We start from the raw sequence: 22,182 nt of genomic DNA on the forward strand, positions 1-22,182 counted from the left end.
AGCGCCAAATAACGTGCCCGGCACGCAAGCCCTACCCAGGAATGCCCCCAACGGCAAGGCCCGCCTTGGTCGGGCGGGCCTTGCCGTTGCGACGACCTAGCGAATAGAAAAGCTTACCGGCACCTCTAACTCCGCTGCAACTGGCTGCCCGGCAACCTGCGCCGGAAACCAGCCATCGGTAATCATCTGAATTACGCGCAGCGACTCTTCGTCGCAGCCGGCTCCGATGCCTTTGGCCACCCGGAAGCCGGATGCCTTGCCGTCAGCATCAACCGTGAAGGCCACGCGCACCTCGCCCTGGATGTTGTTGCGCAGCGCCTGGGCAGGGTACCGGATGTTCATGCCGATGGTTCGGAAAACGGCATCCCATCCGCCGATGTAAGTGGGCTTGCTATCAAGCGTTGCGCCGGCGCCCAGGGATTTGGCGGTTACTTTCTCGGCCCAGGGGTTGGGCTTATCAAGCAACAATTGCCGCGTAGTGTAGTCGAAACGCTGCACCAGCTCGCCTTGGTAATCGTAGGCCTGCCACTCCCCTACTTTCTGGTTGTTGCGGTACGCGCCGCGGGCGCGCACTTTGCTGCCGCCCCAGTGGTACTCCGTCCAGAGGCTGTCGCGCACGCCGTTGCGGTAGTAGCCCCGCTCGGCCAGCTGCCCTGATTGCCCCTCGTAGCGGGCGTAAGGCCCGTGCTTCACCGTGGGGTCGGTTTTCAGGGCGCTGTATTGCTCTTTGGTGTTGCCCCGGTGCTCGGTTACTTTCTTGGTCTGCTGACCATAGCTCGTTACGGAAAGGCTTATGAGTCCTAAGCTGAGGAGGTATTTCATTCGGTGGTAGCGTGTATATCGCACAAACATAAGCACCGAGCATCAGCGGTGTGGGGCAACCTCGTCATTATCCTTTTGGGCGGTTGGGCCGTTGGCTTTTCTACTGCTCTGGTAGCAGGCAGTACAACCCCATCAAACCAGCCCGATAAAATATGGATCAGCCCATTTCGCGCCGCCAGCACGCCATCCCGGAGTTCACCATGATTCCCTCTATCGCCGCCGCGCCGGCCGCGTTCGGTTTCACTAACGACAAAACCGCCTCTACGCTGTGCTACGTGCTGAGCGGCACGGCCCTGCTCTCGGCTTTGTTTACCCGCGCCGAATGGGGCGCCGTGAAGGTGATACCCTATAAAACCCACCTTGCTATTGATGCCGTGAGCGGCATTACGGCCCTGGCGGCGCCGTGGCTGTTTGGCTTTGCCAAGAACACCCGCGCCCGCAACGCGTTCCTGGCCATGGGCACCATTGCCAGCATCGTAACGGCGTTGTCGCGGCCCGAGGAAATGCCCAAGTACCGCACGCGCTAGGCTGTGCGGCCTGTGCTTTGGCCGCCCCGGTAGCGCGGACTTTAGTCCGCGTTTGCCAGAACGATTGGCACCAGGTACAATACCACAACGGCTCGGGGCAGGTGCTCCGAGCCGTTGTTGGTTTTACTACCTAGGGGCTGCCAACTTACGTCCGTGCCACTGAGGCGCCGCTCGTTCTAGCAAACGCGAACTGAACTAAAGTCGGCGTAGCCAAGTCCGCGCTGCACGCGGGCGAAGCGGTAGAGATGCTTCGGCGGGGCTCAGCATGACGTTCATAGCGGGTGCGGTGCCGTTGCTACTTGCCTTTTTGCTCGCGGCGCTGCTTGTTTTCGGCTTTGATGCGGGCTTTTACGCCATCGGCTACGCCGCGGCCATCGGCTTCGGGTTGGTGCAGGGAGCCGGCGTTGGCTGGGGCGGGCGGCGCGGTTTTTATTTGGTAGCGGTGCGCAATGTTGGCCGATAGCCGCTCGGTGAAGTGCGGCAGAATGCGGTGCGAAGTAACGGCGCCGCGGGCTTTCCAGCCTACCGGCAGCTCTTGCCGGGGCCGCACCGAGGAGCGCACCATGGCGTTTACCACTTTGCTGGGCGGGTCCATGGCGGCCATGCGGGGCGTGCCGCCGCTGTAGTTGGCGGCGTGCGTCCAGAAGGGGGTATCCACGGCCCACGGCTCAATGGTAACCACCTCAATGTTCTTGAAGCCGCTCAGGCGCAGCTCCTGGTTTAGGGCCTGGTCGAAGTTTTTAATGGCGCCCTTGGTGGAGGCGTACACGGCGTGGTAAGCCAGGGGCACGTGGCTTTCGACGGAGCCTAGGTTCATGAGCACACCCGTGCCCTGCTTCTTGAAGATTTGCATGGCGGCGTGGCTGCCGTACACAATGCCTTTCAGGTTCACGTCGATCATGCGGGAGTAATCGGCAATGGGTATTTCCCAGAAGCGGCCAATGCCGCCCACGCCGGCGTCGTTTACCCATACATCCACGCGGCCAAACTGCTGCATGGCGGCATCGGCGAGGCGTTGCACCTGGTCGGGCTGGCTGATATCGGTGGTTACTACCAAGGCCTGGCCGCCGCCGGCGCGCACTTTGGTGGCTACTTCTTCGAGTAGCTCGGTGCGGCGCGCGGCCAGCACCACGTTGGCTTTCATGGCGCCGAGCTGCTCGGCCATGCCGCGGCCAAAACCGCTCGAGGCGCCTACAATCACGTAGGTTTTGCCTTGTACTTTCTTCTGCACGGCCGCACCGGGCTTGGAGGTGGCGCAGCTGCTGAGCACCCCAATTAGCAGCACGAGCAGCACCAGGTTAATGGATACTGGTAGGCGTTTGTGTTTCATAGCAAGTGGTAGTGGATTGGGCACGGTGTGGCACTTCGGCCTACGGTGGGGCGCGGGGGCTAGATATGCTTCAGGTTGGAGTGTAGCGCGGGCTTTAGCCCGCGTTTGCGTGAACGAGCGGCTCTGCAGTAGCGCGGACTTTGGCTACGCCGACCTACGGTTGTAGTCCGCGTCCCTGGATAGTAAAATCAATCGTTGCCCTAGGTGCTACCGAGAAGAATACTATCCGGGGACGCGGACTACAAAGTCCGCGCTACACTGTTCAGCATGACGTTCTGGTGTTGAATCAACCACCCCTAGCCCCTCCTCATCTGAGGAGGGGAACTAGCACCTAGCTTTAGCTTCGGTTTGCTTCTTTTGAGCGGCGCTATATCCTTTTGGGCCGGAGTTGGTTTAATAGCCCAATGTGCCATGCGGCGGCGGGCTGAACTGCCGCTGTTCTACTTTATACAACTCCGATGAAAGCGTTTATCCTTGCTGAGCCTACCGGCTCGGCCGGCTTGCAGCTAACCGAGCAGCCCACTCCTACCCTAGGTGCCGATGATGTGCTGGTGCAGGTGCAGGCCATCAGCTTGAACCCCGTAGACGTGAAAACCTGCCAGGGCAAAGCTTTGTACGGCAGCCTGAAAGAGCAAAGCCCCGTGATGCCCGGCTGGGACATTGCCGGCATCGTGCGCGAAGTGGGCAGCAACGTAACCACCCTACAACCCGGCGACGAAGTGCTGGGCATGGTAAACTTCCCCGGGCACGGCCGCGCCTACGCCGAGCTGGTTGCCGCGCCGGCCGCCCACCTGGTGCGCAAGCCCGCCAACATTTCGATGGCCGAGGCCGCGGCGGGTACGCTGGCGGCCCTTACAGCTTGGCAAGCGCTGGTAAACAATGCCAACCTGCAAGCCGGCCAGCGCGTGCTCGTGCATGCGGCCGGGGGCGGCGTGGGCCACTACGCCGTGCAGCTGGCCAAGCACCTAGGCGCCCACGTGGTGGCTACGGCTTCGGCCGCTAAGCGCGACTTTGTGCAAAGCCTAGGTGCCGATGAGATTGTGGACTACCAGCAGCAAGCCTTTGAGCAGGCCGTAGCTCCCGTGGATGTGGTGCTCGACTGCCTCGCCGGCGACACCCAGCTCCGCTCCCTAGAGGTGCTGAAGCCCGGCGGTACGCTGGTGAGCATCCTGGGCCTTACGCCCGATACGCCGCAGCGCGCCGAGCAGCGCGGCGTTACGGCCAAGGGCATGCTGGTGAACTCCAACGAGCCGGGCATGCAGCAAGTAGCCGAGTTGCTGGGCAGCGGCGCGCTCCGCTCGCACGTGTCGCACACGTTTGCCTTCGAGCAATTGCCACAAGCCCTGGACGAAGTAGCCACCGGCCGCACCCAAGGCAAAGTGGTGGTTACGCTGTAAACACACGCTTTTACGCTGCACAGCCCGCTGCTACCCTCCTTTGTGCGTGGCAGCGGGCTGTGCATTTGTTTGTGCGGCTATATTTGGCCCGATGGATAGCCCACAAAACACCCGATTGCAATTGCATATAGCCTCAGCGTGTTTGCTGGTGGCCGAACTACTACCCGGTTTGCAAAAGCTATGGTTTGTGGCCGAAAGCGGCCGAGTAGGTCGCAGCAGCGGCTTGTTGCTGCTGTTGTTGGTGGGGCTGTTTGCGTACCGAAAACCTGGGCTGCAACGCCTGGCCTTGCAGTTGCTGGTGGTATGGCAGGTGTTGGCCCTGCTAATGGCTGGCTGTGTGCTGCTGGACAACTTTCGCAACGGCGGGCCTTTGCTGGGCTTTTCTATAACCGGTGGCCTCCGCCTTGCGGCTCTGGGTTTGCTACTTGCTGCCAAGCGTGGCCTGCAGCCAAGCACGCAGCCGGCGCAGCAGTTGTAGGCGGAGCAATAAGTGCGGTGCCCGAAGGTGCCATCCGAACGTAATTAGTAGCTGAGCCGTATGACACAGCTCGCTATTAACCCCAACCGCTATGAAACTTGCTTTTGTATTTGCCGCCGCATTGCTGCTGAGCGCCACCGCTGCCTCGGCCCAAACCTCGTCGCAAGGGACGCCTACCGTAAACGGCACCACCAGCCCGCAATCGGCGCCGCCCGCGCAAGCACCCGGGTCGCTGGGTACGCTGCCGGCCCAAAACACCCAACCCGCTGCCGACCGCGAAACTACCACTGCTGCCTCGGCCCAAGGCCAGACCAGCGGCAGCAATAAGGAAATGAAGAAGGCGCGCAAGAAGCAAAAGCAGAAAGCCGCTTCCACTACCTCGGGTAGCTCTTACTAACCGCCCCCACGATTCAGGAACAGGGCCGCCCTGCCACGTGCAGGGCGGCCCTGTGTTTTTTACCTAGGGCCTGCACATCAACTCACATCATCATGTGAAACCAGCTGATTAGCAGCTACTCTACATTTGCCAACACGCTCGCCTACACCGTTGCTTATGAGACTGCTGCTACTCGTTTGCTGCCTGCTGCCCACCCTGCTGCTGGCCCAGCACCGCCTCGATTACGCCGTGCACTACTCACCCAACCTAGGCTCCGAGGGGTTGCGGGTGCAGCTGAGCGTGCGCACGCCCAAGGCCACCGATTCTACTTATTTCCACTTCGCCAACGAGGTGTGGGGCGAGAAGGATCTGCTGCGGTGCATTGGCGGGTTTGCGGGCGAAAACGCGCTGTACCGCTTTCGGGTGGTGCCCGATAGCAACCGCATTGTGGTGTACCACCCGCGCACCCGCTTGGTGAGCTTCTCGTACCGCGTAAAGCAGGATGCAGCCGAGTACCCGCGCGATGCCTTCAACCGGCCTCGCGTGACGGACACGTACTTCCACGTGCTGGGCGAGTCGTTGTTTGCCACGCCCGAGTTCATCACCAACACGCCCACCGAGCCCGACATTACGGCTACCATTCGCTGGGTGGGTTTTCCGAAGGGCTACGTGCTGCACAACACGTTTGCCTCGCAGGTGGCGCAGCAAACCTTTCGGGGCAAGCTCTGGACGCAGTTTTTCCGCTCGCTGTACGTGGGCGGCGACTACCGCCTGCAGCAGTTTAGCTACCGCAACCGCCCGGTGTACCTGGCCATCCGCGGGCAGTGGCACCACTACGACGATGCCCGCGTGCTCAGCAACATGCAGAAGGTGCTCAGCACCCAGCGCGAGTTCTGGAACGATGCCGGCCCGGCCATGTACACCGTGTTTCTGAGCCCCACCATCAGCACCGCCGACACCACCTGGCACGGGCAGAGCATGCGGGGCGAGAGCATGTACCAGGGCTTCAAGCTGCAGTCGTCGAACAACCCGTTCAACAACTGGGATTTGCTCGGCTATATGTTCAACCACGAAATGATGCACGACTGGCTGGGCGGGCAAATTGGCGCTGCGCACGAGGAGCTGAACTACTGGTTTACGGAGGGCTTCACCGATTACTACGCCTACAAAAACCGCCTGCGCAACGGCTCCCTTTCGCTCGACGACTGGCTGAAGAGCTTCAACAGCCGCGTCATCAAGTCGCTCTATAACAACCCCGAGCGCAACCAGCCCAACTACGTGCTCAAAGACAACTTCTGGAAGTCGCGCAGCTTCGAAACGCTGCCCTACCGCCGCGGGGCGCTGTTTGCCTTCTGGCTCGATAACCAGATACTGAAGAAATCGAAGTACACCCGCTCGCTCGACGACCTGATGCGCGACATGCTGCAAGCCTGCCGCCAGCCGGGCCAGAAGTTTACCGACGAGCGGTTCCTGGCCATGGTGCAGGATTACCTACACGAAGACATCAGCGCGTTTTTTCAGAAGCACATTTTAGTAGGCGCCGATTTGCCCCTCGCTACCGCCGATTTGATCGAAGGCTTTGCGGTGGAAACCGTGCAGGGCATGCCGGTACTGAAAACCACCGGCGCTAGCAATGCCGTGCGCGAGCGGTACCTCAACAACAAGCCCGCCGCTAAATCGGTAGCGCAAAAGTAAGCCTTTCGCAGTGGGATTTTAACGCTGCTTTTGGGGCAGCCTAGCAAAGTTGCAGCACGATTTTGCGGCGAAGCTCGGGCGGTGTATTGTTGCAACATGGGCACTGTTAAACGCTGATTTATACCGCATGCACCTACCTCTACCCTGCCGTCTTTCAGCCCTAGGTTTACTGCCGCTTGCGCTGCTTGTGCAGGCCCAAACTCCGGCCGCCTACAAAGTCGGCGACGCAGTCCAGATTCAGTGGAAAAGCTCGTGGTACCCAGGCAGGGTTCTGGAGGCGAAAAACGGCTCCTACAAAATTCACTACGATGGCTACGCCGCCAGCTGGGATGAATGGGTTGCTCCAGCCCGCCTGAAAGCAGCGTCGGCTGCCGCACCGGTTCCCAAACCTACACCTGCAGTGCCCTCGGCGAAGCCACTGCCCGCCACCAAAACTTCGGCGGCCGGCAAGGATGGTCCGCCAGTAGGCAAGTACTTATGCTACACCACCGCAGCCAACATGCTGGTGGGCAGCATGTGGATAATGCCCGGCGGCCAATACAAAATACTAGAGGCCGGGCCCGTAGGCACCTACCGTTTCGATGCCCGTACGCGCGAGCTTACCTGGGCTAGCGGCTCGAACCTGCGCCTAAAGCGCCGTGGCTGGTATGCTGGCCCTACCGATAAAGACGACATACGCAGCGAAAGCAACCAAAACCGGCACACCATTCTGTACCTGGAGGAAGGCGCCACCGGCTCGCCCTACGACAACCAGCGCGAAGGCGAAACCAACTTCATTCGCTGCTACTGCCAAGATCAGTAACCTACCTAGGCGCAACTACCGGATCTATGATTTAGCCTTCACCTGCAACACCTCCACTGTTATGTTCAAAGCGCTGCACTCCGATGGCATTACGCTGCACCTCATCAACGAGGACAACCTGACGGAGGTGTTCAGCCTGTTCCAGGGCCACCCCGATACGCAGCCCATGCTGGAGGAAATGTTTCGCAACTACCTGCCTAGGTACGAGCGCGACCAGCGCACCAACTTCGGCTTTTACTCCATGCTGGACGCGGAGCTGGCCGGCATGACGCTGCTTTCGGTGGATAGCTGGGAAGAACGAGCAGGCTCGACCGGCGCCGATGTATTCGAGCACATGCGCGGCCGCGGCGTTACGCCGCGCAGCAAGCCGCACTTGTTTTACCTGGCCTTCGAGTTGCTGGGCCTGAACCGCGTAGCCACCGGCTGCCGCGTGTCGAACTTGTCGTCGAAGCGCTCCATCGAGAAAACCACGGGCTTTCAGTTCGAGGGCGTGATGCGCGAATCGGGCCTGAACGACCTAGGCGAGTTCGAAGACGAGCTGCTCTACGCCATTCTGCGCCGCGATTGGCTGCAGCTCTACGATGCCAGCCGGGTGCAAGTGCTGTATTAAACCGCGGCCACGGCCCGCTCGCGGTTGTACTTGTCGCGGTACTCTTTCGGCGACAAACCAGTGATGCGCTTGAACGTGTCGCGGAAGGCCTTGGGGTCGGTGTAGCCCACCTGGTACATCACCTCGTTCACGGTATCGCGCGACGACTCGAGGCTGTTTTTGGCCGCCTCAATCTTCACCCGCTGAATGTACTCGACCACCGAGTTGGCAGTGGCCTTCTTGAAGCGCCGCTCGAGGTTGCGCCGACCTAGGGCCAGCATATCGGCCAGCTGATCGACGGTAATCTTTTCCTGGTAGTTGTCCTCGATGTAGGTCTGCAGCTTTTTGATGGGCTCGTCGCCGTGCTCTTTCTGGCCTTTGAAGATGATAAAGGCCGATTGGCTTACGCGCTCAATATCGATCTGGAACACCTTGGCGCAGGTAACGGCAATGTCGCGGCCGGCATACTTCTCAATCAGGTACAGCACCAGGTTGAGGTAGGAGAAAGCGCCGCCGCTGGAGTAAATGCCGTGCTCGTCGGTGATGAGCTTATCCTCTACCAGCTACACATCGGGAAACATGGCCCGGAAGTAGCTGGCCGCCGCCCAGTGCGTGGTGCACTGCCGCCCTTTAATCAGCCCCGTGGAAGCGAGCAGAAAGGCGCCTACGCAGAGGCTAGCCACCTCGGCGCCGCGCTTGTACTGGCCGATGATCCAGGGGATGAAGTCGCGATTGTCCTCAAGCGCCTGCCGTAGGTCACCGTCAATGGCCGGGATTACCACCAAATCGGTGCGCTCCACGTCGGAAGTCAGTAAATCGGTGTGCACTTGGTACAGGCCGCCGCACACGGGCGTGTCGTGCGCGAGGCCCACCAGCTGAATCTGAAACAACGGCGGTTTGCCCATGCGCTGCATCAAGGCATTTACCTCCGAGAACACCAGCCGGGGCCCTTCGATGCTTCCTAGGATGGCTCCCTTAGGAACCAGGATGGTTATGTGTTTCATGGTACCAAGCTACCATTATGGGGTGTCGCAATCAACCCCTCAGATGGTCGCATTTACACCCCCTAGGTGGCCGGCCGTGCTAATACTTTTGGGATGTCGATCAGGCACATCCCAAACCCTTTTAGCCAAGCCCAGCCATGAAAGCCAAAGCCACTACCGCCCTTTACTACGCCACCACCCTGCTGTTTTCGGCCTTTATGCTGATGGCCGGCATCATGGAGCTGCTGCAAGGCCCCGAGGGCCGCGAGATAATGCGCCACCTAGGCTACCCCGAGCACGTGCTGCTGGTGCTGGGCGCAGGCAAAGTTCTCGGCGCGCTGGCCCTGGTGCAAAACCGCTACGCTACCCTGAAAGAGTGGGCGTATGCGGGCTTCACCTTCAACTTCCTAGGTGCGTGCGCTGCCCGCGCCGCCGCCCACGACAGCACCATGCTCATCGTGTCGCCGCTGCTGTTCCTGAGCTTTATGGGCCTGAGCTACCTGCTTTGGAAAAAGCGGCAAGGCCAACGCTTACAGTCGGCTCTGGTGGCTGATGCTACTCCGGCTGCCCAGCTAGCCGTGGCCTAAGCACTTTCCGATAGTTTCGCATTCTACCACCTGGCATTACCTAACCCTCTCCCCCACTATGAGAAAAGTAGTTATATCGGAGTTCTTGACCCTCGACGGCGTAATGGAAGAACCGCGTTGGACGCTGGAGTACTTCGGCGCGGAAGAAGGCCAGTTTAAGCTGCACGAAATGATGACCGCCGACGACCTGCTGCTCGGCCGCGTTACCTACGAAGGCTTCTCCGCCGCCTGGCCCAGCCGCACCGACGAAGACGGCTACGCCGAGCGCATCAACACCATGCCCAAGCACCTGGTAACTACTACCCTGACCGAAGGCCCGTGGCAGAACACGCACATCGTCGCCGATAACCTGGCTGAGTACGTTACCCGCCTGAAGCAGCAGCCCGGCCAGGATATTCTGGTGTTCGGCAGCGGCCAGCTGGTGAAAACCCTGATGCAGCACAACCTCGTGGACGAATACCGCCTGATGGTGTTCCCGGTGGTGGTAGGCAAAGGCCAGCGCCTCTTCCAGGAAGGCAGCACCGCCAACCTAAAACTGATCAGCTCCAAAGCCCACCCCTCCGGCGTAACTGTACTCACCTACGCCCCCGCCCCGCAGCAGAAAGAAGCCAGCCAAAGCTAGAGCTAAGGCTAGTTCCCCTCCTCAGATGAGGAGGGGCTAGGGGTGGTTGACTTGTTGTTGAACAACCTCTAGATGTAGCCTCTAACTCTAGTTCTTCAACCACCCCTAGCCCCTCCTCATCTGAGGAGGGGAACTAGCTGGTAACTCGTTAATAGCATTGGTACACTACAGCCGGACAACGAAGCGGGAGAGATGCTTGCCTAACGGCGACCTTCGGTTCGACAAGCGGACGCTAGATGAAGCATGACGGTCTTCTAAAATTGGGCAAGCCGTGCGCACTTCCTAGGTCCGCTACTCAGCCAAAAACTCCTGCAGCGCGGCTTTAAACTGCTCCACTTCCTCGGCCGTGTTGTACGGCGCCAGGCCGATGCGCACCCAACCACCCTGCGGACCTACAGCCAGCTTATCGGCCAATGTGGAAGCGTAGAAGTGCCCATCGGCGATGCACATGTGGTGGCGCTTGGCAAACCAAGCGGCTACCTCGCGCGAGTTGCGGCCTTCGATGGTAAACGCCAGCGTGGGCGTTTTGCGCGTGCCGGCAGGTGCCCGGTACAAGCGCACCTGCGGCAGCGAAAGCAGGAAATCTTCAAGTTCCTGGGCCAGCTCCTGCTCGTAGGCATCAATGGCTTCGAGGCCTGAGCGTAGCCGCGCCTTGCGGGTACTGCCCTCACCTAGGGCCTGCACAAACTCCAAGGCACCAATGAGGCCGGCAATGCCTTCGTGGTTTTGGGTGCCGGTTTCCAGCTTGTGCGGAATTTCGGTAGGCGCCGGAGCCAGCTTGTACACGGCCAGCTTCTCGAACAGCTCGGCCGAAACCACCGCCACGCCCAGGTGCGGCCCGAAGAACTTGTAGGCCGAGCACAAGAGCACATCGGCACCTAGGGCGCGGAAATCGATGGGCAGGTGCGGCACGGCGTGCACGGCATCAATCACCGTGAGGGCACCTACCTCCTTGGCGCGGGCAATGATGCGCTCCACGGGCGTAACCGTGCCCGTCACGTTCGACGACATGCCCACGGCCACCAGCTTGGTGCGCTCCGTGATGAGGCTGCCTAGGTCGTCTAGCTCCAGGGTGTAGGTTTCGGGGTTGACGGGGATGAACTGCACCACGGCGCCGCGGTCCTTGGCCAGCGTTACCCACGGATCAACGTTGGCGCGGTGGTCGAGCTCGGTTACTACCACCTCGTCGCCGGGGTTGATGAAGCCGGCCAGGCCGCGCGCAATGGCAAAAGCCAGCGAAGTCATGTTCTGGCCGAAGGCCACTTCCTGAGGTTCGCAATTCAGCAGGTCGGCTACGGCTTGGCGGCCTTCGTCGAGCAGGGCATCGGTGCCCACGCTCGTCGGGAAGGTGCCGTGCAGGTTGGCCATGCCGCCCGTGATGTAAGCTACCATGGCATCGAGTGCCTGCCGCGACATTTGGGTGCCGCCCGGCCCGTCGAAGAAGATGTAGGGCGGGCGAATGGCGTCGGGCTGCAGGGCCGGAAAGTGCGAACGAATCGAGAGAATGGATGCGTGGGTCATGCGTAGGATTGCGTCAGCTGCTGTTGTTCGAGCTGCGTGAGGGCGTAAAGTAAATCGAGGGTGACGCGGCCGGGCTGGCCGCTGCCAATTACGTGGTCGTCGAGCTGCACTACGGGCATTACCAGTTTGGTGGTGCTCGTCAGGAAAGCTTCTTTGGCCTGGCGTACGTCGTGCAAGGTTACAAGGCCTTCTTCCACCTGGTACGGCCGCCCCGACAAACCCAGAATGTTGCGCCGCGTGATGCCGGCCAGCACGTTGGCGGCGGGCGTAACCACGGTGTCATCTTCGCGCACGATGAAGAAGTTGGCTCGCGGAAACTCCGTTACTACGCCCTGCTGGTGGTACAGCACCTCGTCGGCACCTAGGGCTTGCAGGCGCTTCAGCAGCCTGATGCCCATGGTGTAGTTAATGGTTTTGGCTGCCGGAAACTCGCGCACGTACTCGTGGCTGATTACCCGCAGGCCGCGCGCCAGCTGCTCGGCCGTGGGCAGCGTAATGGGCTGCTGCGTGATGATGAGGTTGGGCTCGGCGGGCGGCTCGTAGCCGCTGCTGGAGTACCCGCCCGTGAGCAGCAGCTTGATGCCCGAGAGCGGCAGGTTGTTGCGCCCGATGAGCTCGTGCAGCACCGCCACCAGCGCGGGGCGCGGCAGCGGCACGGCCATTTCCATCAGCGCGGCCGAGTGGTAAAAACGGTCGAGGTACTGGTCGAGGAACAGCGGGTGGCCGTCTTGCACCTTCAGGAAATCGAAGATGCCGTAGCCCCGCTGAATGGCCAGGTCGCTGACGTGCAGAAAGGCCTGATCGAGCGGCACAAAGTTACCGCGCAGGTATGCGTAAAGGGCCGGATTCATGGGCAGGCTAGCAAGGGCCGGAAGTTACGGCCGTTCGGCAGAACCACGAAGCGCAAACTGCCTGGGGTGCTCACGCGAAAAACACGGATCCGGCCGCCGCAAAGCAACCATATAGCTTTTTCTCTATCTATGACTAAGCTGCAAGGTGAATACCCCACCACCACGATCGGGCGCACCTTGGCAGCGCACTGTTTCCTTCCACCACCCACCCGCTTATGCGCCAAGTCCTCTTACCGCTTACCCTTACGCTTACCTCCACCCTGGGCTATGCCCAACACACCCTCAAGTTTGATTCGCTGAACAGCAAAGGCCAGGAGCAATACCGCGCCCAGCAGTACGAAGCCTCGGCCCGCACCTACGAGCTGGCGCTACGCGCACCGGGCATTACGCCCCGCCACAAGGCTACCGTGTACTACAACCTGGCCTGCGACTATGGCCTGCTCAACAACGCCCCGGACGCCCTGAAGAACGCCCAAAAAGCCGTGGCTGCCGGCTACGCCAACGCCGCCAACATGGAGCACGATACCGACCTGAAGGTGCTGCACTCCCATAAAGCTTGGCCGAAGCTACTAGCCGAGGTGCGCAAAGCCGAGGAGAAAAAGAAGGTGCGGCGCGTGCAGGACATTAAGCTGGTTACCACCGATATCGACAACTTCTGGCCGGCCTACGCCAAAGCCAAAGCCGATACGGCCAACGCCGCGGCCATCTTCCAGCGCGAGTACTTCAGCAAGGCTTCCATCGGCCTGCAGGATTACTACGCCTACAAAATCCGCAACGCCCAAACCTTTGCCCGGCGCGTGCTGGCGCGGCCGCAGTACTACGCCTCCATTCAGGCCACCATGAACTCCATTGCGGCCCAGAAACCGCAGATGCTGGCCGCCTTTCAGAAGTTCCAGGACTTGTACCCGGCGGCGTACTTCCAGCACATTTACTTCGTGGTGGGCGGGTTTTCGGCGGGCGGCACCGTGTCGGATGCCGGACTGCTGATCGGGGCCGACCAGACGGCTAACGGGCCGGGCGTGGACACCTCCGAGCTGAACCTGCTGCAGCGCAACCGCAACGGCATGGTTACCGAAATGCCGACCCTGCTGCTGCACGAGCTCATCCACAGCAACCAAGGCCCGCAAGACGGCACGCTGCTGAGCTACACCATCAACGAAGGCATGGCCGATTTTATAGCCGAGCTGGTAACGGGTACGCTCGGCAACAACGCCCGCCTGCATGTGTACGGCAACGCCCACGAGAAAGAGCTGTGGGAGGCGTTTAAGAAAGAAATGGGAGGCCGCGATGCCAGCAACTGGATTGCCAACGGCCGCCAGGAAACGCCCGAGAAGCCTTGCGACCTAGGCTACTACGTGGGCTACAAAATTTGTCAGGCCTACTACAACAAGGCCGCCGACAAAAAGAAAGCCGTGGCCGATATCCTGAATATCCGCGACGCGAAAGCCTTTCTGGCGGCCAGCGGCTACGAAGAAGATTTGGCCCGCCGCTAGGACAGCCTGCACAGCCCGTCATGCGGAGCCCCGTCGAAGCATCTCGCCTGCTTTCCCTAGGTCGTCATGCCGAGCTTGTCGAGGCATCTCGTGTGCTGACGCCGGATAGCATCCGCTCCCCCTCTCTTCGATGTCGCGCCTGGAGCGAGGTAGGGGGCCGTGCCCCGGAGGGGTCCCGTGAGGTCCTGACGTGAGAGGGTCCTTTCTGCATCAGGATGACAATACTATCCAGCGAGATGTCTCGACTGCGCTCGACATGACGTTCAAACGAAGCGGTAGAGATGGTTCGACGGGGCTCCGCATGACGTTCTTTTCGCCTGCTAGCTACACACCGCCTACGTCGTTGAGCAGATCAGAAAACGTTGCGTGGAATAAGCTGAAAGGCAGGCAGTGGTAATACTTATATTGCCCGCCTACCCGCTTTCGACTTTTGCCATGCGCCTGCGCTACCTTTTTCCGTTTATCGCCGCCTCGGCCCTGAGCACTTCGGCCGCTGCCCAACAAGAAGCCAAAGCGCGCAAGCTGCACGAGCAGGTTTTTACGGTTGATACGCACGCCGACACCCCGATGAACCTGGTAAAGCCGGGCTTCGACCTGACCAAAGACCACGACCCTGCCGAAGCCAAGCTCGACTTTCCGAAGCTGAAGCGCGGCGGGCTCGATGCGGTATTCTGGGCGGTGTACATGGGGCAAGGGCCGCGCACGCCCGAGGGCAACGCCGCGGCCAAGCAGGAGGCGCTCAAGATTTTCGAGGCCATCCACGCGGCCATCAAAGCGCACCCCTTGGAAATAGCCTTGGCTACCACGCCCGCCCAGGCCGTGCGCATTCGCAAGGCCGGCAAGCGGGCCATCTTCATCGGCATCGAGAATGGCTACCCCATGGGCCGCGACCTAGGGCTGCTGCGGCAGTACTACAACCTGGGGGCGCGCTACCTGACGCTGTGCCACGGCACCAACAACGACCTCTGCGACTCCAGCACCGACCCCAACGGCCCCGAATACCAGGGCCTGAGCCTCCTGGGCGTGCAGGCCGTAGCCGAAATGAACCGCCTGGGCATGATGGTGGATATTTCGCACACCTCCGACTCCACGTTCTACGATGTGCTGCGGGTGTCGAAAGCCCCCATCATTGCCTCGCACTCGGCGGCGCGGGCCATCAGCGACGTACCCCGCAACCTCTCCGACGACATGCTGCGCGCCCTGGCCCGGCACGGCGGCGTGGTACAGCTCAACTTGTTCAGCCCCTATGTGCGCCCGCTGCCGCCCGACGCCGTGCGCGATGCCGCGGTGCAGGCGTTCAACAGCAAATGGAAGATCAAGAACTTCCTGAACGTGTACAGCCTGCCCGAGGCCGAGCAAAAGCTGGCGCTGGCCGAAATGGATGAGCTGAGCAAACGCTTTCCGGTGCCGCTGGCTACCGTGCAGGATGCCGCCAACCAGATCGACCACATTGTGCGCGTAGCCGGCATCGACCACGTGGGCATCGGCGGCGACTTCGACGGCGGCACCGAGCTCGACGGCCTGCGCGACGTGGGCGAGTACCCCAACCTTTCGATTGAACTGGTGCGGCGCGGCTACTCGCGGCGCGATATCGAGAAGATTTGGAGCGGCAACCTGTTCCGGGTGATGCGCGCCGTGGAAAAGGCCCGGGCGGCCGGGCCCGCAGCTGCCGCCGGCCAGTAGCCGCCGGCGCACCTAGGGCCCCGGCTCTGGAGCCGGGCTAGGATTGCTGCTGCAGCCAGTCGTAGGCCGAGGCCAGGTCGTCGAAGGCAGCTACCACGGGGTTGGTGAGCAGCACGTGCAGCCGGTCGAAGGTTTCGCGCCCGATAAAGTAGTGCTGCGAGTACACCCACGCCACGTAGCGCAAGCCCGCGTTGCGGATGGTGGGCAGCCACTCGGTTAGGGCCCAGCGCACGGCCTCCTGGTTGGGCCGGAGCACCTGCGAAATATCGCAGAGCACTTTGGGGGTGTTTTCTTCGCGCAGGGCCTGCCCAACGAGGGCGCAGCTTTCCTGTACTTGCTCCAACGTGGGCGTACCGTACCACTCGAGGTACAACCAATCCGTGGATTCGTCGTGCGAAAGAGCAAGCACCGGAGATTCGTGAAGCAATCGGGTGACCATGAATTGTGCGGCTAAGTACTAAGTAGCTGAACGGGGCGCAAAACTAGGCTTTCATAACCGATTGACCATGAAATTATTATGCATTAACTCAATTTTCGCCTCTTGATTGCAGCCAACGGCGTCTTTCTTTAGCCACAAAAAAGCCCCTGCACTGCTGCAGGGGCCTGTTTTTGCAGTAACTACCTAGGGCGCTGCTGGTTGGGCGCGTGCACCCGGCAATTGGCGCTGGCCGGCTAAGCCACGTTGGCCAGCCACGTCACCTTGAAAAACCGCCGGTGCACCTCAAGGGCCCGCCACAGGGCATGGCGCACGGCCTCGGCCCCAACGGCGCGCGTGAGGCTGATGTCGTGGCGAAAGAACTGATCGGCCAGCCAGCGGGCCGTGCGGGCCGTGCCCCACGATGCCCACAGCGGGTAAGGCAAATCCCAGCGCCACGGTACATCAATACCGGGCTCTGGCTGCACCAGCAAGCAAACTTCGGCTACTGAACCACTGGTTTCTATAAAAGCGCGGACGCGGGAAGTTGAAGGAGTCATGGTGGTTGGGGGGGTAAGAAATAGCAAAACTGAACCAGCAGCCAGGCGGGCACACCGGCCTTATCCGGCCACCGTTGCTCCGGCGGAGCAGGGCATTCGGCTAGTAAAACACACGGCAAACGAATGGCACAGTCCAATGACTGGCTTGTCCCGCACGGCCTCACTGCCGAGGCCGCCCGGGCACCGGGCATGGCTACGGAGGCGCAGGCCCCGTACCCATCGGGAACGATTGTACGCAATCAACGCACTCTGGGCTACGCATTTGCGCACTTTTTCGGCAAATACGTAGGCTTGTACCCCTCCATTGCCCTTGCACTGTAGCCGCTGCTGCCGGCAAAGCATGCGTGTGCCGGGCACCTAGGTTTTGTCCAAGCTCAACCATTGCGCCACGCCCCCAAAGCACAACGGCCACCCTCCGGGCGGAGGGTGGCCGTTGGCAAACCACGGGGTTGGGGGCTGCCGGTTAGCAGTTGCCGTCGGGGCCGCAGGCGGGGCCATCGGCCAGGGGCACCACGGCTTTGGGCTGGGCCGGCTTAAACTCTTCGTACACCTTTTCGAGCACTTCCTGAAATAGCTCCGCCGGCTGCGCGCCCGACACGGCGTACTTGTCGTTGAACACGAAGAACGGCACGCCGCGCACCCCAATCTGCTGGGCTTGGTACTCGTCGTGGCGCACTTCCTGGGCAAAGGCATCGGAGGCCAGCGTGCGGCTTACCTCCTCGGCCGCCAGGCCCAGCTCGGCACCTAGGGTTTGCAGCGTGGCCACGTCGTCGATGTTCAGGCCTTCCTCCAGATACGCCTTAAACAGGCGCTCCTTGGCAGCATCCTGCTTGCCGTGCTGGGCGGCCAGGTGCACCAGCCGATGCGCCCGGAAGGTGTTGGCCGGCACGGCAATATCAAAATTGAACCGGAGGCCAACCTCGGCGGCGGTCTGGGTCATGTCGGCGCACATTTGGCGGGCCCAGGCCTCGGAGCGGCCGTATTTGGCGGCCAGGCGGCCGTACAGCTGCTCGCCGGGGGCGGTTTGGGTGTTGGCGTCGAGCTCGAAGCTGTGCCACACCACCTCCACCTCGTCGGCGTGGGCAAACTGCTGCAAGGCTGCCTCAAAGCGGCGCTTGCCGATGTAACAGAACGGGCAAACTATATCGGACCAGATTTCTACTTTCATCTCGCGGGGCAAAAGGTTTGGTGGCAATAAGCCAATTGCTGCCCGAAAAGTTTACCGCCCGCACCTGGAGCGGTGGCAAATCGGAGCACGGGCTTAACTTCCGGCCATGCAACCAACCTTCAGCTTCCGGGCGCGCCTGCAGCCCAACGGCCTCGGCTTCATGCCCATGCTTATACTGATTGTGCCGGAAGACGTGGTGGAGGGCCTCGGGGGCAAAAGCGTGAAGCGCGTGATAGGCACGCTCAACGGCTTTGCCATTCGGCGCGGCCTGCTGCCCATGCGCACCGGCGAGCGGTACCTGATGGTAAGCAAAGCCCTGCTGAAGCAAGCCAACCTGCAAGTGGGCGCCGAGGTAACCATTACCCTCAGCCCCGACCCCGACCCCAACTATGTGGAGCTGCCCGAGGAGTTTGCCGAGGGCCTGGCCGAGTGGCCCGAAGCCGAGCAGGCGTTTGCCCGCCTTACGCCGGGGCGGCAGCGCAACCTGGCGCACTACATCGGCACGGCCAAGCGCCCCGAAACGCGGGTGCAGCGGGTGCTTGGCGTGCTGCACCAGCTGGCCACCGGCGGCAACCCCTTCCGGCCTCCCAAAATGCTGCCGGCGTAACCAGTAGCGCCGTTTTCGTTGTTAATCAGCTGGTTGAAGCCGAATGGGCTTAACAAAAACACCACACCTGGGCAGTAACCTTGGGGCTGCGGGCGGGGTACATCCCCACTCACCATAGCATCTGGTGCCATGAACCTACTGCTACTGTTTTGCCTGCTTGCTCTTTGCCTGTATGCCTTCCGCGACGGCGTGTGGAAGCGCGACCAATGGGCCCTGACGGGCTTGCCCAAGCCCGATAACCCGCCCGTGCCGCTGCCCGCTCCTGCCGTGTACCAGCTGCGCACGCCCAAGGCCTCGCCGCCCGCCCGCCCCCACGACCCGCGCCTGAGCTCGGTGCTGCTCGATGGCTACCGCCCCCTCCCGGGCGAGCCGGCACCTAGGGAGCAGGCCCCGCAACCGGCCGCCGAGCCGGTGCCGGCGGCCTGACCCACCCCAACTTTCGGAACAGCTTTCGCGGAAAAACCTGCTGTGGCGGCGCACTGCGCCACCAGCAGCTCGTGGCTTCGGGGGCCTGGGCAAAACGCGCGGCGCCGCGGTGCGTACCCATTAGCCAGTGGCCGCGCATTCCTTCCCCTAGTTTCGTTCCGAAGCCTATGCTTACTACCCCGTCGCCCACTTTCCCCATCGAGCGGCTGCAAGCGGCCCTCGATGCCGCCCACGTTGGCGTGTGGGAAATGACCCTGCCCGAACGCCGCCCCTTGTGGTCGGGGCAGTGCAAGGTGCTGTTTGGCTTTGCCCCCGATCAGGACATCACCTTTGAGCAGGTGTTGGCCGCCGTGCACCCGCAAGACCGCCCCCGCCTGCAGCAAACCGTTGCCCAGGCCTGCAACCCGGCCGGCACGGGCCGCTACGAAAACGAGTACCGCGTGCTGGAGCCCGGCTACCACGGCCGCACCCGCTGGATTCGGTCCGTGGGCAGCGCCGTGTTCAACCCGGAGCGCACTGCCGCCGTGCTGCTGCAGGGCTTTTGCATCGACATTACGGAGAGCAAGCACACGGCCGCCCAGGCGCAGCAGCAGCAGCAACAGTTCGAGTTTCTGGCCGAATCGATTCCGGATATGCTGTGGATAGCCCGGCCCGACGGCAGCATTACGTACTTCAACAAGCGCTGGTCGGAGTACACCGGCATCACGCTGGAGGAAGGCCTGGAGTGGGGCTGGGGCCCCGCCATGCACCCCGACGATTTATCGGCCACCATTGCCGCGCTCAACCGCTCACTGCAATCGGGCCAGCCCTACGAAAAGGAGTTCCGGATGAAGTCGCGCACGGGCGAGTACCGCTGGTTTATGGGCCGCGGCCTGCCCCTGCTCGATGCCGAGGGCCACATACTGCAGTGGTTTGGCACCTGCACCGATATTCATGAGCAACACCTGCTGCGCGAGCAGCTGCAGGCCCGCGAGGCGCAGTTTCGGGCCATATCCAACACCATTCCGCAATTGGCCTGGATGACCGAGGCCTCGGGCGCCATTGTGTGGTACAACCAGCGCTGGTACGACTACACCGGCACTACCCTGGAGCAAATGCAGGGCTGGGGCTGGGAAAAAGTGCATCACCCCGAGCACTACCAGCGCGTGTACCAGCGCTGGGCGCAAGCCCTCGAAACCGGCGAGCCCTGGCAGGATGTGTTTCCGCTGCGGGGCCGCACGGGCGAGTACCGCTGGTTTTTGTCGCAGGCGGCGCCGCTGCGCGATGCCGCCGGCAACATTACCCGCTGGTTTGGCACCAACACCGATATTACCAACCTGCACGAGCTGCCCTACGCCAACAACCTGCAGGCATTGTAGCCGCACCCAGGGCCTGGGTTTACTTTTGGCGGGGATTGTAGCCCAACGTTACGGCGGCCGGCTACGTTTACCCCCTAAAACCCATTTAATCCATGGCCGAGTCGGTTGTCATTTCTGAGCCTTACGGCGACGTGCTGCTGATGCCGGACGTGCCCTGCGTGGCCGTGCGGTGGCACAGCTTTGCCAACAGCGCCCAGTTTCGCTCGCTCATGGACGAAGCCCTGGCCTACTACACCCGCGAGGCGCAGCAAACCTGGCCCTTGGGCTGGCTGTTCGATTTGCGCAAGATGAGCGCCCTGGTGCCCGCCGACCAGCTGTGGCTCGAAACCGACTGGAACCCGCGCGCCTACAGCCTGGGCGTGCGGCACATCGGCATGGTATCGTCGGAAAACATTTTCGGGCGCATTGCCGCGCAGGTGTACGCCGCCAACACCACCGCCCGCGAGGATTACGTGCTGGAGCCCGAAATCCTGGGCACCCTGGAGGAAACCAAGCGCTGGGTGCGCCGCAATTTGTAGCCACCGCTGCCCGCGCGCCTTGCGTTGCCGCTACCTTTGCCGGCCTATGCGCCGTTGTGTTTTTCCGCTGCTTGTTGCCCTGGCGTTGGTGGCCTCGTCGTGCGTGGAGCGCTTGTACGCTGTGCGCGAGCAGGTGCCCGCCGTTTTGCAAACCCACCGCACGGTGGCCGTGCTGCCTTTTCAGGTTCGCGTGGAGCGGCCCTGGCTGGCCAATTTCACCTTCGACGACCTAGGCCTGTCCGAAGCCGAGTTCGACCGCCGGCAGGCCGCCGAAATCCGCACCCTGGCCTACGGCCTGCAAGCCGAGCTAACTGCGCGGCTGCAGCAGCAAAGCTGGCGCGTGCAGTTTCAGGCCGTGGCCGAAACCAACCACCGCCTGCAGCAAGCCGGCATTCCGCTCGACAGCCTGCAGTACCGCAGCACCGAGGAGCTGCAGCGGGTGTTGGGCGTTGATGCCGTGCTGGCCGGCGAAACGCGGGTGGTGCAATCGTTGCCCGGCCCCTTGGCCGTGCTGATGCTGTTTGCCCCCACCGACCCAAGCGAGGCGCCGCTCAACGTGGTGCGCTCCTACCTCTCGGTGTACGACGGCCGCACCGGGCAACTGGCCTGGCGCTTCAGCCACGAGCAAACCGGCAACGCGGTAATCAGCGCCAAAAACCTAGGCAAAGAGCTGGCCAAGCGCGCCCACACGGCCCTGCCCTACCGCCAGTAACCGGGCCGGCACCTAGGGCTGAACGCAGTCGCCGGCATTCGGCAGAGCGCCAATCCGCTATCCTTATTTCAGCTGAATGGACACGACCAGATCGTTGCCGCTCACCCGAAACTTGCACTCATCGAAGCGGGGCGGGGCCAGCTTGGGGCGCACGTTGTTGGAGAAGGCATAGGGCTCGGTCGGGATGCCCATGAAGTTCTTGTCGAGCTTGTCGTTGTTGTTTACGTCCTGCGTAATGGCCACGGCCCACTCGCCGTGGGGCAGCTGCACGGGCAGGGTAATGCGGTCTTGCCCATCGGGGCGCACCACTTTAAAGAAGGCGTACTGCTTGGGCTGCAGAAACGACTCGCGCACGTTGTAGAAGTACAGCTTCACGGCCGACTCTTTCGAAGCCAGCCTGGAAACCACCACCGTTACCGACGAGGTAGCTACCGGCGCGTGGGGGGCGGCGGGCAGCAAAGCCGCCAGCGGATTACCCACGGCGGCAACGAGAGCAAGCTGAAATAAAGTCATTGAAGGAGCACTGAATACCGGACACTAACGGGCAAACCCTAAGCTACTAAATTTTAGTACGTAATGCCCGGTTTTGTGGCTGCCCTAGGTGCATTGCCCGCCGGTGGGCGTAAGGAGCCCAACCGCGCTGCCGCCAACCCGCCCGCGGT

26 protein-coding genes are annotated in these 22,182 nt (G+C 61.8%); 16 read left to right on the forward strand and 10 right to left on the reverse strand.

Annotated features, from left to right (window positions below):
* Positions 1-96: 96 nt before the first annotated feature.
* Complete coding sequence (locus OIS50_RS12300; RefSeq protein WP_264690932.1) at positions 97-822, reverse strand: energy transducer TonB; 726 nt, start codon at positions 820-822, stop codon at positions 97-99.
* A gap of 152 nt (positions 823-974) precedes the next feature.
* Here OIS50_RS12300 and OIS50_RS12305 point away from each other — a divergent pair, with 152 nt between their 5' ends.
* Positions 975-1,349, forward strand: a complete 375-nt coding sequence (locus tag OIS50_RS12305) for an SPW repeat domain-containing protein (protein WP_264690933.1) — start codon at positions 975-977, stop codon at positions 1,347-1,349.
* Positions 1,350-1,644: 295 nt separating this feature from the next.
* Here OIS50_RS12305 and OIS50_RS12310 read toward each other — a convergent pair whose 3' ends face one another.
* Complete coding sequence (locus tag OIS50_RS12310; RefSeq protein ID WP_264690934.1) at positions 1,645-2,679, reverse strand: SDR family NAD(P)-dependent oxidoreductase; 1,035 nt, start codon at positions 2,677-2,679, stop codon at positions 1,645-1,647.
* 458 nt (positions 2,680-3,137) lie between these two features.
* Here OIS50_RS12310 and OIS50_RS12315 point away from each other — a divergent pair, with 458 nt between their 5' ends.
* From OIS50_RS12315 to OIS50_RS12340, 6 genes are all read left to right on the forward strand, one after another.
* Positions 3,138-4,076: an NADP-dependent oxidoreductase gene (locus OIS50_RS12315; RefSeq protein ID WP_264690935.1), complete on the forward strand. Its 939-nt coding sequence runs from the start codon at positions 3,138-3,140 to the stop codon at positions 4,074-4,076.
* Between the two features lie 169 nt (positions 4,077-4,245).
* Entirely contained in the window at positions 4,246-4,554 is a 309-nt protein-coding gene (locus tag OIS50_RS12320; protein WP_264690936.1) for a hypothetical protein, read from the forward strand.
* A 91-nt stretch (positions 4,555-4,645) separates the two neighbouring features.
* Positions 4,646-4,951 (forward strand): hypothetical protein, encoded by a 306-nt coding sequence (locus OIS50_RS12325; RefSeq protein WP_264690937.1) that lies wholly within the window; start codon positions 4,646-4,648, stop codon positions 4,949-4,951.
* 156 nt (positions 4,952-5,107) lie between these two features.
* Entirely contained in the window at positions 5,108-6,625 is a 1,518-nt protein-coding gene (locus OIS50_RS12330; RefSeq protein WP_264690938.1) for a M61 metallopeptidase family protein, read from the forward strand.
* Positions 6,626-6,752: 127 nt separating this feature from the next.
* On the forward strand, positions 6,753-7,427 hold the full coding sequence (locus OIS50_RS12335) for an MBT domain-containing protein (protein ID WP_264690939.1): 675 nt from the start codon (positions 6,753-6,755) through the stop codon (positions 7,425-7,427).
* A 61-nt stretch (positions 7,428-7,488) separates the two neighbouring features.
* Entirely contained in the window at positions 7,489-8,037 is a 549-nt protein-coding gene (locus OIS50_RS12340) for a GNAT family N-acetyltransferase (RefSeq protein ID WP_264690940.1), read from the forward strand.
* Here the strand turns inward: OIS50_RS12340 and OIS50_RS20545 are convergent.
* Together OIS50_RS20545 and OIS50_RS20550 are read right to left on the reverse strand one after the other, a co-directional pair.
* Complete coding sequence (locus OIS50_RS20545; protein ID WP_319805292.1) at positions 8,034-8,504, reverse strand: GlxA family transcriptional regulator; 471 nt, start codon at positions 8,502-8,504, stop codon at positions 8,034-8,036. The genes OIS50_RS12340 and OIS50_RS20545 overlap by 4 nt on opposite strands.
* A 75-nt stretch (positions 8,505-8,579) precedes the next feature.
* Positions 8,580-9,020 carry a DJ-1/PfpI family protein gene (locus tag OIS50_RS20550; protein WP_319805293.1) on the reverse strand — a complete coding sequence of 147 codons (441 nt, stop codon included), beginning with the start codon at positions 9,018-9,020 and terminating at the stop codon, positions 8,580-8,582.
* Positions 9,021-9,157: 137 nt separating this feature from the next.
* Here OIS50_RS20550 and OIS50_RS12350 point away from each other — a divergent pair, with 137 nt between their 5' ends.
* Both OIS50_RS12350 and OIS50_RS12355 read left to right on the forward strand, forming a co-directional pair.
* The gene (locus tag OIS50_RS12350; protein WP_264690941.1) at positions 9,158-9,586 is read left to right on the forward strand and encodes a DoxX family protein; all 429 of its coding nucleotides are present in this window, start codon (positions 9,158-9,160) and stop codon (positions 9,584-9,586) included.
* A 58-nt stretch (positions 9,587-9,644) separates the two neighbouring features.
* Positions 9,645-10,208, forward strand: coding sequence for a dihydrofolate reductase family protein (locus OIS50_RS12355; RefSeq protein WP_264690942.1), 564 nt, complete (start codon positions 9,645-9,647; stop codon positions 10,206-10,208).
* 291 nt (positions 10,209-10,499) lie between these two features.
* On the opposite strand, the gene OIS50_RS12360 is transcribed toward OIS50_RS12355, so the two are convergent.
* Positions 10,500-11,729, reverse strand: a complete 1,230-nt coding sequence (locus OIS50_RS12360) for a cysteine desulfurase-like protein (protein WP_264690943.1) — start codon at positions 11,727-11,729, stop codon at positions 10,500-10,502.
* Entirely contained in the window at positions 11,726-12,580 is an 855-nt protein-coding gene (locus tag OIS50_RS12365; RefSeq protein WP_264690944.1) for an aminotransferase class IV, read from the reverse strand. Before OIS50_RS12365 ends, OIS50_RS12360 begins: the two co-directional genes overlap by 4 nt.
* Positions 12,581-12,795: 215 nt before the next feature.
* On the opposite strand from OIS50_RS12365, the gene OIS50_RS12370 reads away from it, so the two are divergent.
* Together OIS50_RS12370 and OIS50_RS12375 are read left to right on the forward strand one after the other, a co-directional pair.
* Positions 12,796-14,073, forward strand: coding sequence for a DUF2268 domain-containing protein (locus tag OIS50_RS12370; RefSeq protein WP_264690945.1), 1,278 nt, complete (start codon positions 12,796-12,798; stop codon positions 14,071-14,073).
* Between the two features lie 435 nt (positions 14,074-14,508).
* Positions 14,509-15,756 (forward strand): dipeptidase, encoded by a 1,248-nt coding sequence (locus OIS50_RS12375; RefSeq protein ID WP_264690946.1) that lies wholly within the window; start codon positions 14,509-14,511, stop codon positions 15,754-15,756.
* Positions 15,757-15,793: 37 nt separating this feature from the next.
* On the opposite strand, the gene OIS50_RS12380 is transcribed toward OIS50_RS12375, so the two are convergent.
* From OIS50_RS12380 to OIS50_RS12390, 3 genes are all read right to left on the reverse strand, one after another.
* Positions 15,794-16,165, reverse strand: coding sequence for a hypothetical protein (locus tag OIS50_RS12380; protein ID WP_264690947.1), 372 nt, complete (start codon positions 16,163-16,165; stop codon positions 15,794-15,796).
* Positions 16,166-16,428: 263 nt separating this feature from the next.
* Positions 16,429-16,731 (reverse strand): hypothetical protein, encoded by a 303-nt coding sequence (locus tag OIS50_RS12385; RefSeq protein ID WP_264690948.1) that lies wholly within the window; start codon positions 16,729-16,731, stop codon positions 16,429-16,431.
* A 463-nt stretch (positions 16,732-17,194) separates the two neighbouring features.
* The gene (locus OIS50_RS12390; RefSeq protein WP_264690949.1) at positions 17,195-17,899 is read right to left on the reverse strand and encodes a DsbA family oxidoreductase; all 705 of its coding nucleotides are present in this window, start codon (positions 17,897-17,899) and stop codon (positions 17,195-17,197) included.
* A 106-nt stretch (positions 17,900-18,005) separates the two neighbouring features.
* Between OIS50_RS12390 and OIS50_RS12395 the strand changes: the two genes are divergently transcribed.
* From OIS50_RS12395 to OIS50_RS12415, 5 genes are all read left to right on the forward strand, one after another.
* On the forward strand, positions 18,006-18,506 hold the full coding sequence (locus OIS50_RS12395) for a YdeI/OmpD-associated family protein (RefSeq protein ID WP_264690950.1): 501 nt from the start codon (positions 18,006-18,008) through the stop codon (positions 18,504-18,506).
* Positions 18,507-18,635: 129 nt separating this feature from the next.
* Entirely contained in the window at positions 18,636-18,932 is a 297-nt protein-coding gene (locus tag OIS50_RS12400) for a hypothetical protein (RefSeq protein WP_264690951.1), read from the forward strand.
* Positions 18,933-19,099: 167 nt separating this feature from the next.
* Complete coding sequence (locus tag OIS50_RS12405; RefSeq protein ID WP_264690952.1) at positions 19,100-20,290, forward strand: PAS domain-containing protein; 1,191 nt, start codon at positions 19,100-19,102, stop codon at positions 20,288-20,290.
* 92 nt (positions 20,291-20,382) lie between these two features.
* A complete protein-coding gene (locus tag OIS50_RS12410; protein WP_264690953.1) occupies positions 20,383-20,808 on the forward strand; it encodes a hypothetical protein in 426 nt (141 codons plus the stop codon).
* Positions 20,809-20,854: 46 nt separating this feature from the next.
* Entirely contained in the window at positions 20,855-21,520 is a 666-nt protein-coding gene (locus tag OIS50_RS12415; RefSeq protein WP_264690954.1) for a hypothetical protein, read from the forward strand.
* 63 nt (positions 21,521-21,583) lie between these two features.
* Here the strand turns inward: OIS50_RS12415 and OIS50_RS12420 are convergent, their stop codons facing one another.
* Complete coding sequence (locus tag OIS50_RS12420) at positions 21,584-22,033, reverse strand: DUF2141 domain-containing protein (protein ID WP_264690955.1); 450 nt, start codon at positions 22,031-22,033, stop codon at positions 21,584-21,586.
* Positions 22,034-22,182 lie beyond the last annotated feature (149 nt).

Origin of the sequence: Hymenobacter sp. YIM 151858-1 (assembly GCF_025979705.1) — a bacterium.
Taxonomy (GTDB): Bacteria; Bacteroidota; Bacteroidia; order Cytophagales; family Hymenobacteraceae; genus Solirubrum.

What these genes read in the sequence shown, in the direction of transcription:
- OIS50_RS12325 (WP_264690937.1), top strand. Translation starts at nt 4,646, where the DNA reads ATGAAACTTGCTTTTGTATTTGCCGCCGCATTGCTGCTGAGCGCCACC.
- OIS50_RS12410 (WP_264690953.1), top strand. Translation starts at nt 20,383, where the DNA reads ATGGCCGAGTCGGTTGTCATTTCTGAGCCTTACGGCGACGTGCTGCTG.
- OIS50_RS12355 (WP_264690942.1), top strand. Translation starts at nt 9,645, where the DNA reads ATGAGAAAAGTAGTTATATCGGAGTTCTTGACCCTCGACGGCGTAATG.
- OIS50_RS12305 (WP_264690933.1), top strand. Translation starts at nt 975, where the DNA reads ATGGATCAGCCCATTTCGCGCCGCCAGCACGCCATCCCGGAGTTCACC.
- OIS50_RS12375 (WP_264690946.1), top strand. Translation starts at nt 14,509, where the DNA reads ATGCGCCTGCGCTACCTTTTTCCGTTTATCGCCGCCTCGGCCCTGAGC.
- OIS50_RS12420 (WP_264690955.1), bottom strand. Translation starts at nt 22,033, where the DNA reads ATGACTTTATTTCAGCTTGCTCTCGTTGCCGCCGTGGGTAATCCGCTG.
- OIS50_RS12385 (WP_264690948.1), bottom strand. Translation starts at nt 16,731, where the DNA reads ATGACTCCTTCAACTTCCCGCGTCCGCGCTTTTATAGAAACCAGTGGT.
- OIS50_RS12365 (WP_264690944.1), bottom strand. Translation starts at nt 12,580, where the DNA reads ATGAATCCGGCCCTTTACGCATACCTGCGCGGTAACTTTGTGCCGCTC.
- OIS50_RS12390 (WP_264690949.1), bottom strand. Translation starts at nt 17,899, where the DNA reads ATGAAAGTAGAAATCTGGTCCGATATAGTTTGCCCGTTCTGTTACATC.
- OIS50_RS12340 (WP_264690940.1), top strand. Translation starts at nt 7,489, where the DNA reads ATGTTCAAAGCGCTGCACTCCGATGGCATTACGCTGCACCTCATCAAC.
- OIS50_RS12315 (WP_264690935.1), top strand. Translation starts at nt 3,138, where the DNA reads ATGAAAGCGTTTATCCTTGCTGAGCCTACCGGCTCGGCCGGCTTGCAG.
- OIS50_RS12335 (WP_264690939.1), top strand. Translation starts at nt 6,753, where the DNA reads ATGCACCTACCTCTACCCTGCCGTCTTTCAGCCCTAGGTTTACTGCCG.
- OIS50_RS12400 (WP_264690951.1), top strand. Translation starts at nt 18,636, where the DNA reads ATGAACCTACTGCTACTGTTTTGCCTGCTTGCTCTTTGCCTGTATGCC.
- OIS50_RS12300 (WP_264690932.1), bottom strand. Translation starts at nt 822, where the DNA reads ATGAAATACCTCCTCAGCTTAGGACTCATAAGCCTTTCCGTAACGAGC.
- OIS50_RS12395 (WP_264690950.1), top strand. Translation starts at nt 18,006, where the DNA reads ATGCAACCAACCTTCAGCTTCCGGGCGCGCCTGCAGCCCAACGGCCTC.
- OIS50_RS12360 (WP_264690943.1), bottom strand. Translation starts at nt 11,729, where the DNA reads ATGACCCACGCATCCATTCTCTCGATTCGTTCGCACTTTCCGGCCCTG.
- OIS50_RS20550 (WP_319805293.1), bottom strand. Translation starts at nt 9,020, where the DNA reads ATGAAACACATAACCATCCTGGTTCCTAAGGGAGCCATCCTAGGAAGC.
- OIS50_RS12310 (WP_264690934.1), bottom strand. Translation starts at nt 2,679, where the DNA reads ATGAAACACAAACGCCTACCAGTATCCATTAACCTGGTGCTGCTCGTG.
- OIS50_RS12330 (WP_264690938.1), top strand. Translation starts at nt 5,108, where the DNA reads ATGAGACTGCTGCTACTCGTTTGCTGCCTGCTGCCCACCCTGCTGCTG.
- OIS50_RS12415 (WP_264690954.1), top strand. Translation starts at nt 20,855, where the DNA reads ATGCGCCGTTGTGTTTTTCCGCTGCTTGTTGCCCTGGCGTTGGTGGCC.
- OIS50_RS12405 (WP_264690952.1), top strand. Translation starts at nt 19,100, where the DNA reads ATGCTTACTACCCCGTCGCCCACTTTCCCCATCGAGCGGCTGCAAGCG.
- OIS50_RS12350 (WP_264690941.1), top strand. Translation starts at nt 9,158, where the DNA reads ATGAAAGCCAAAGCCACTACCGCCCTTTACTACGCCACCACCCTGCTG.
- OIS50_RS12370 (WP_264690945.1), top strand. Translation starts at nt 12,796, where the DNA reads ATGCGCCAAGTCCTCTTACCGCTTACCCTTACGCTTACCTCCACCCTG.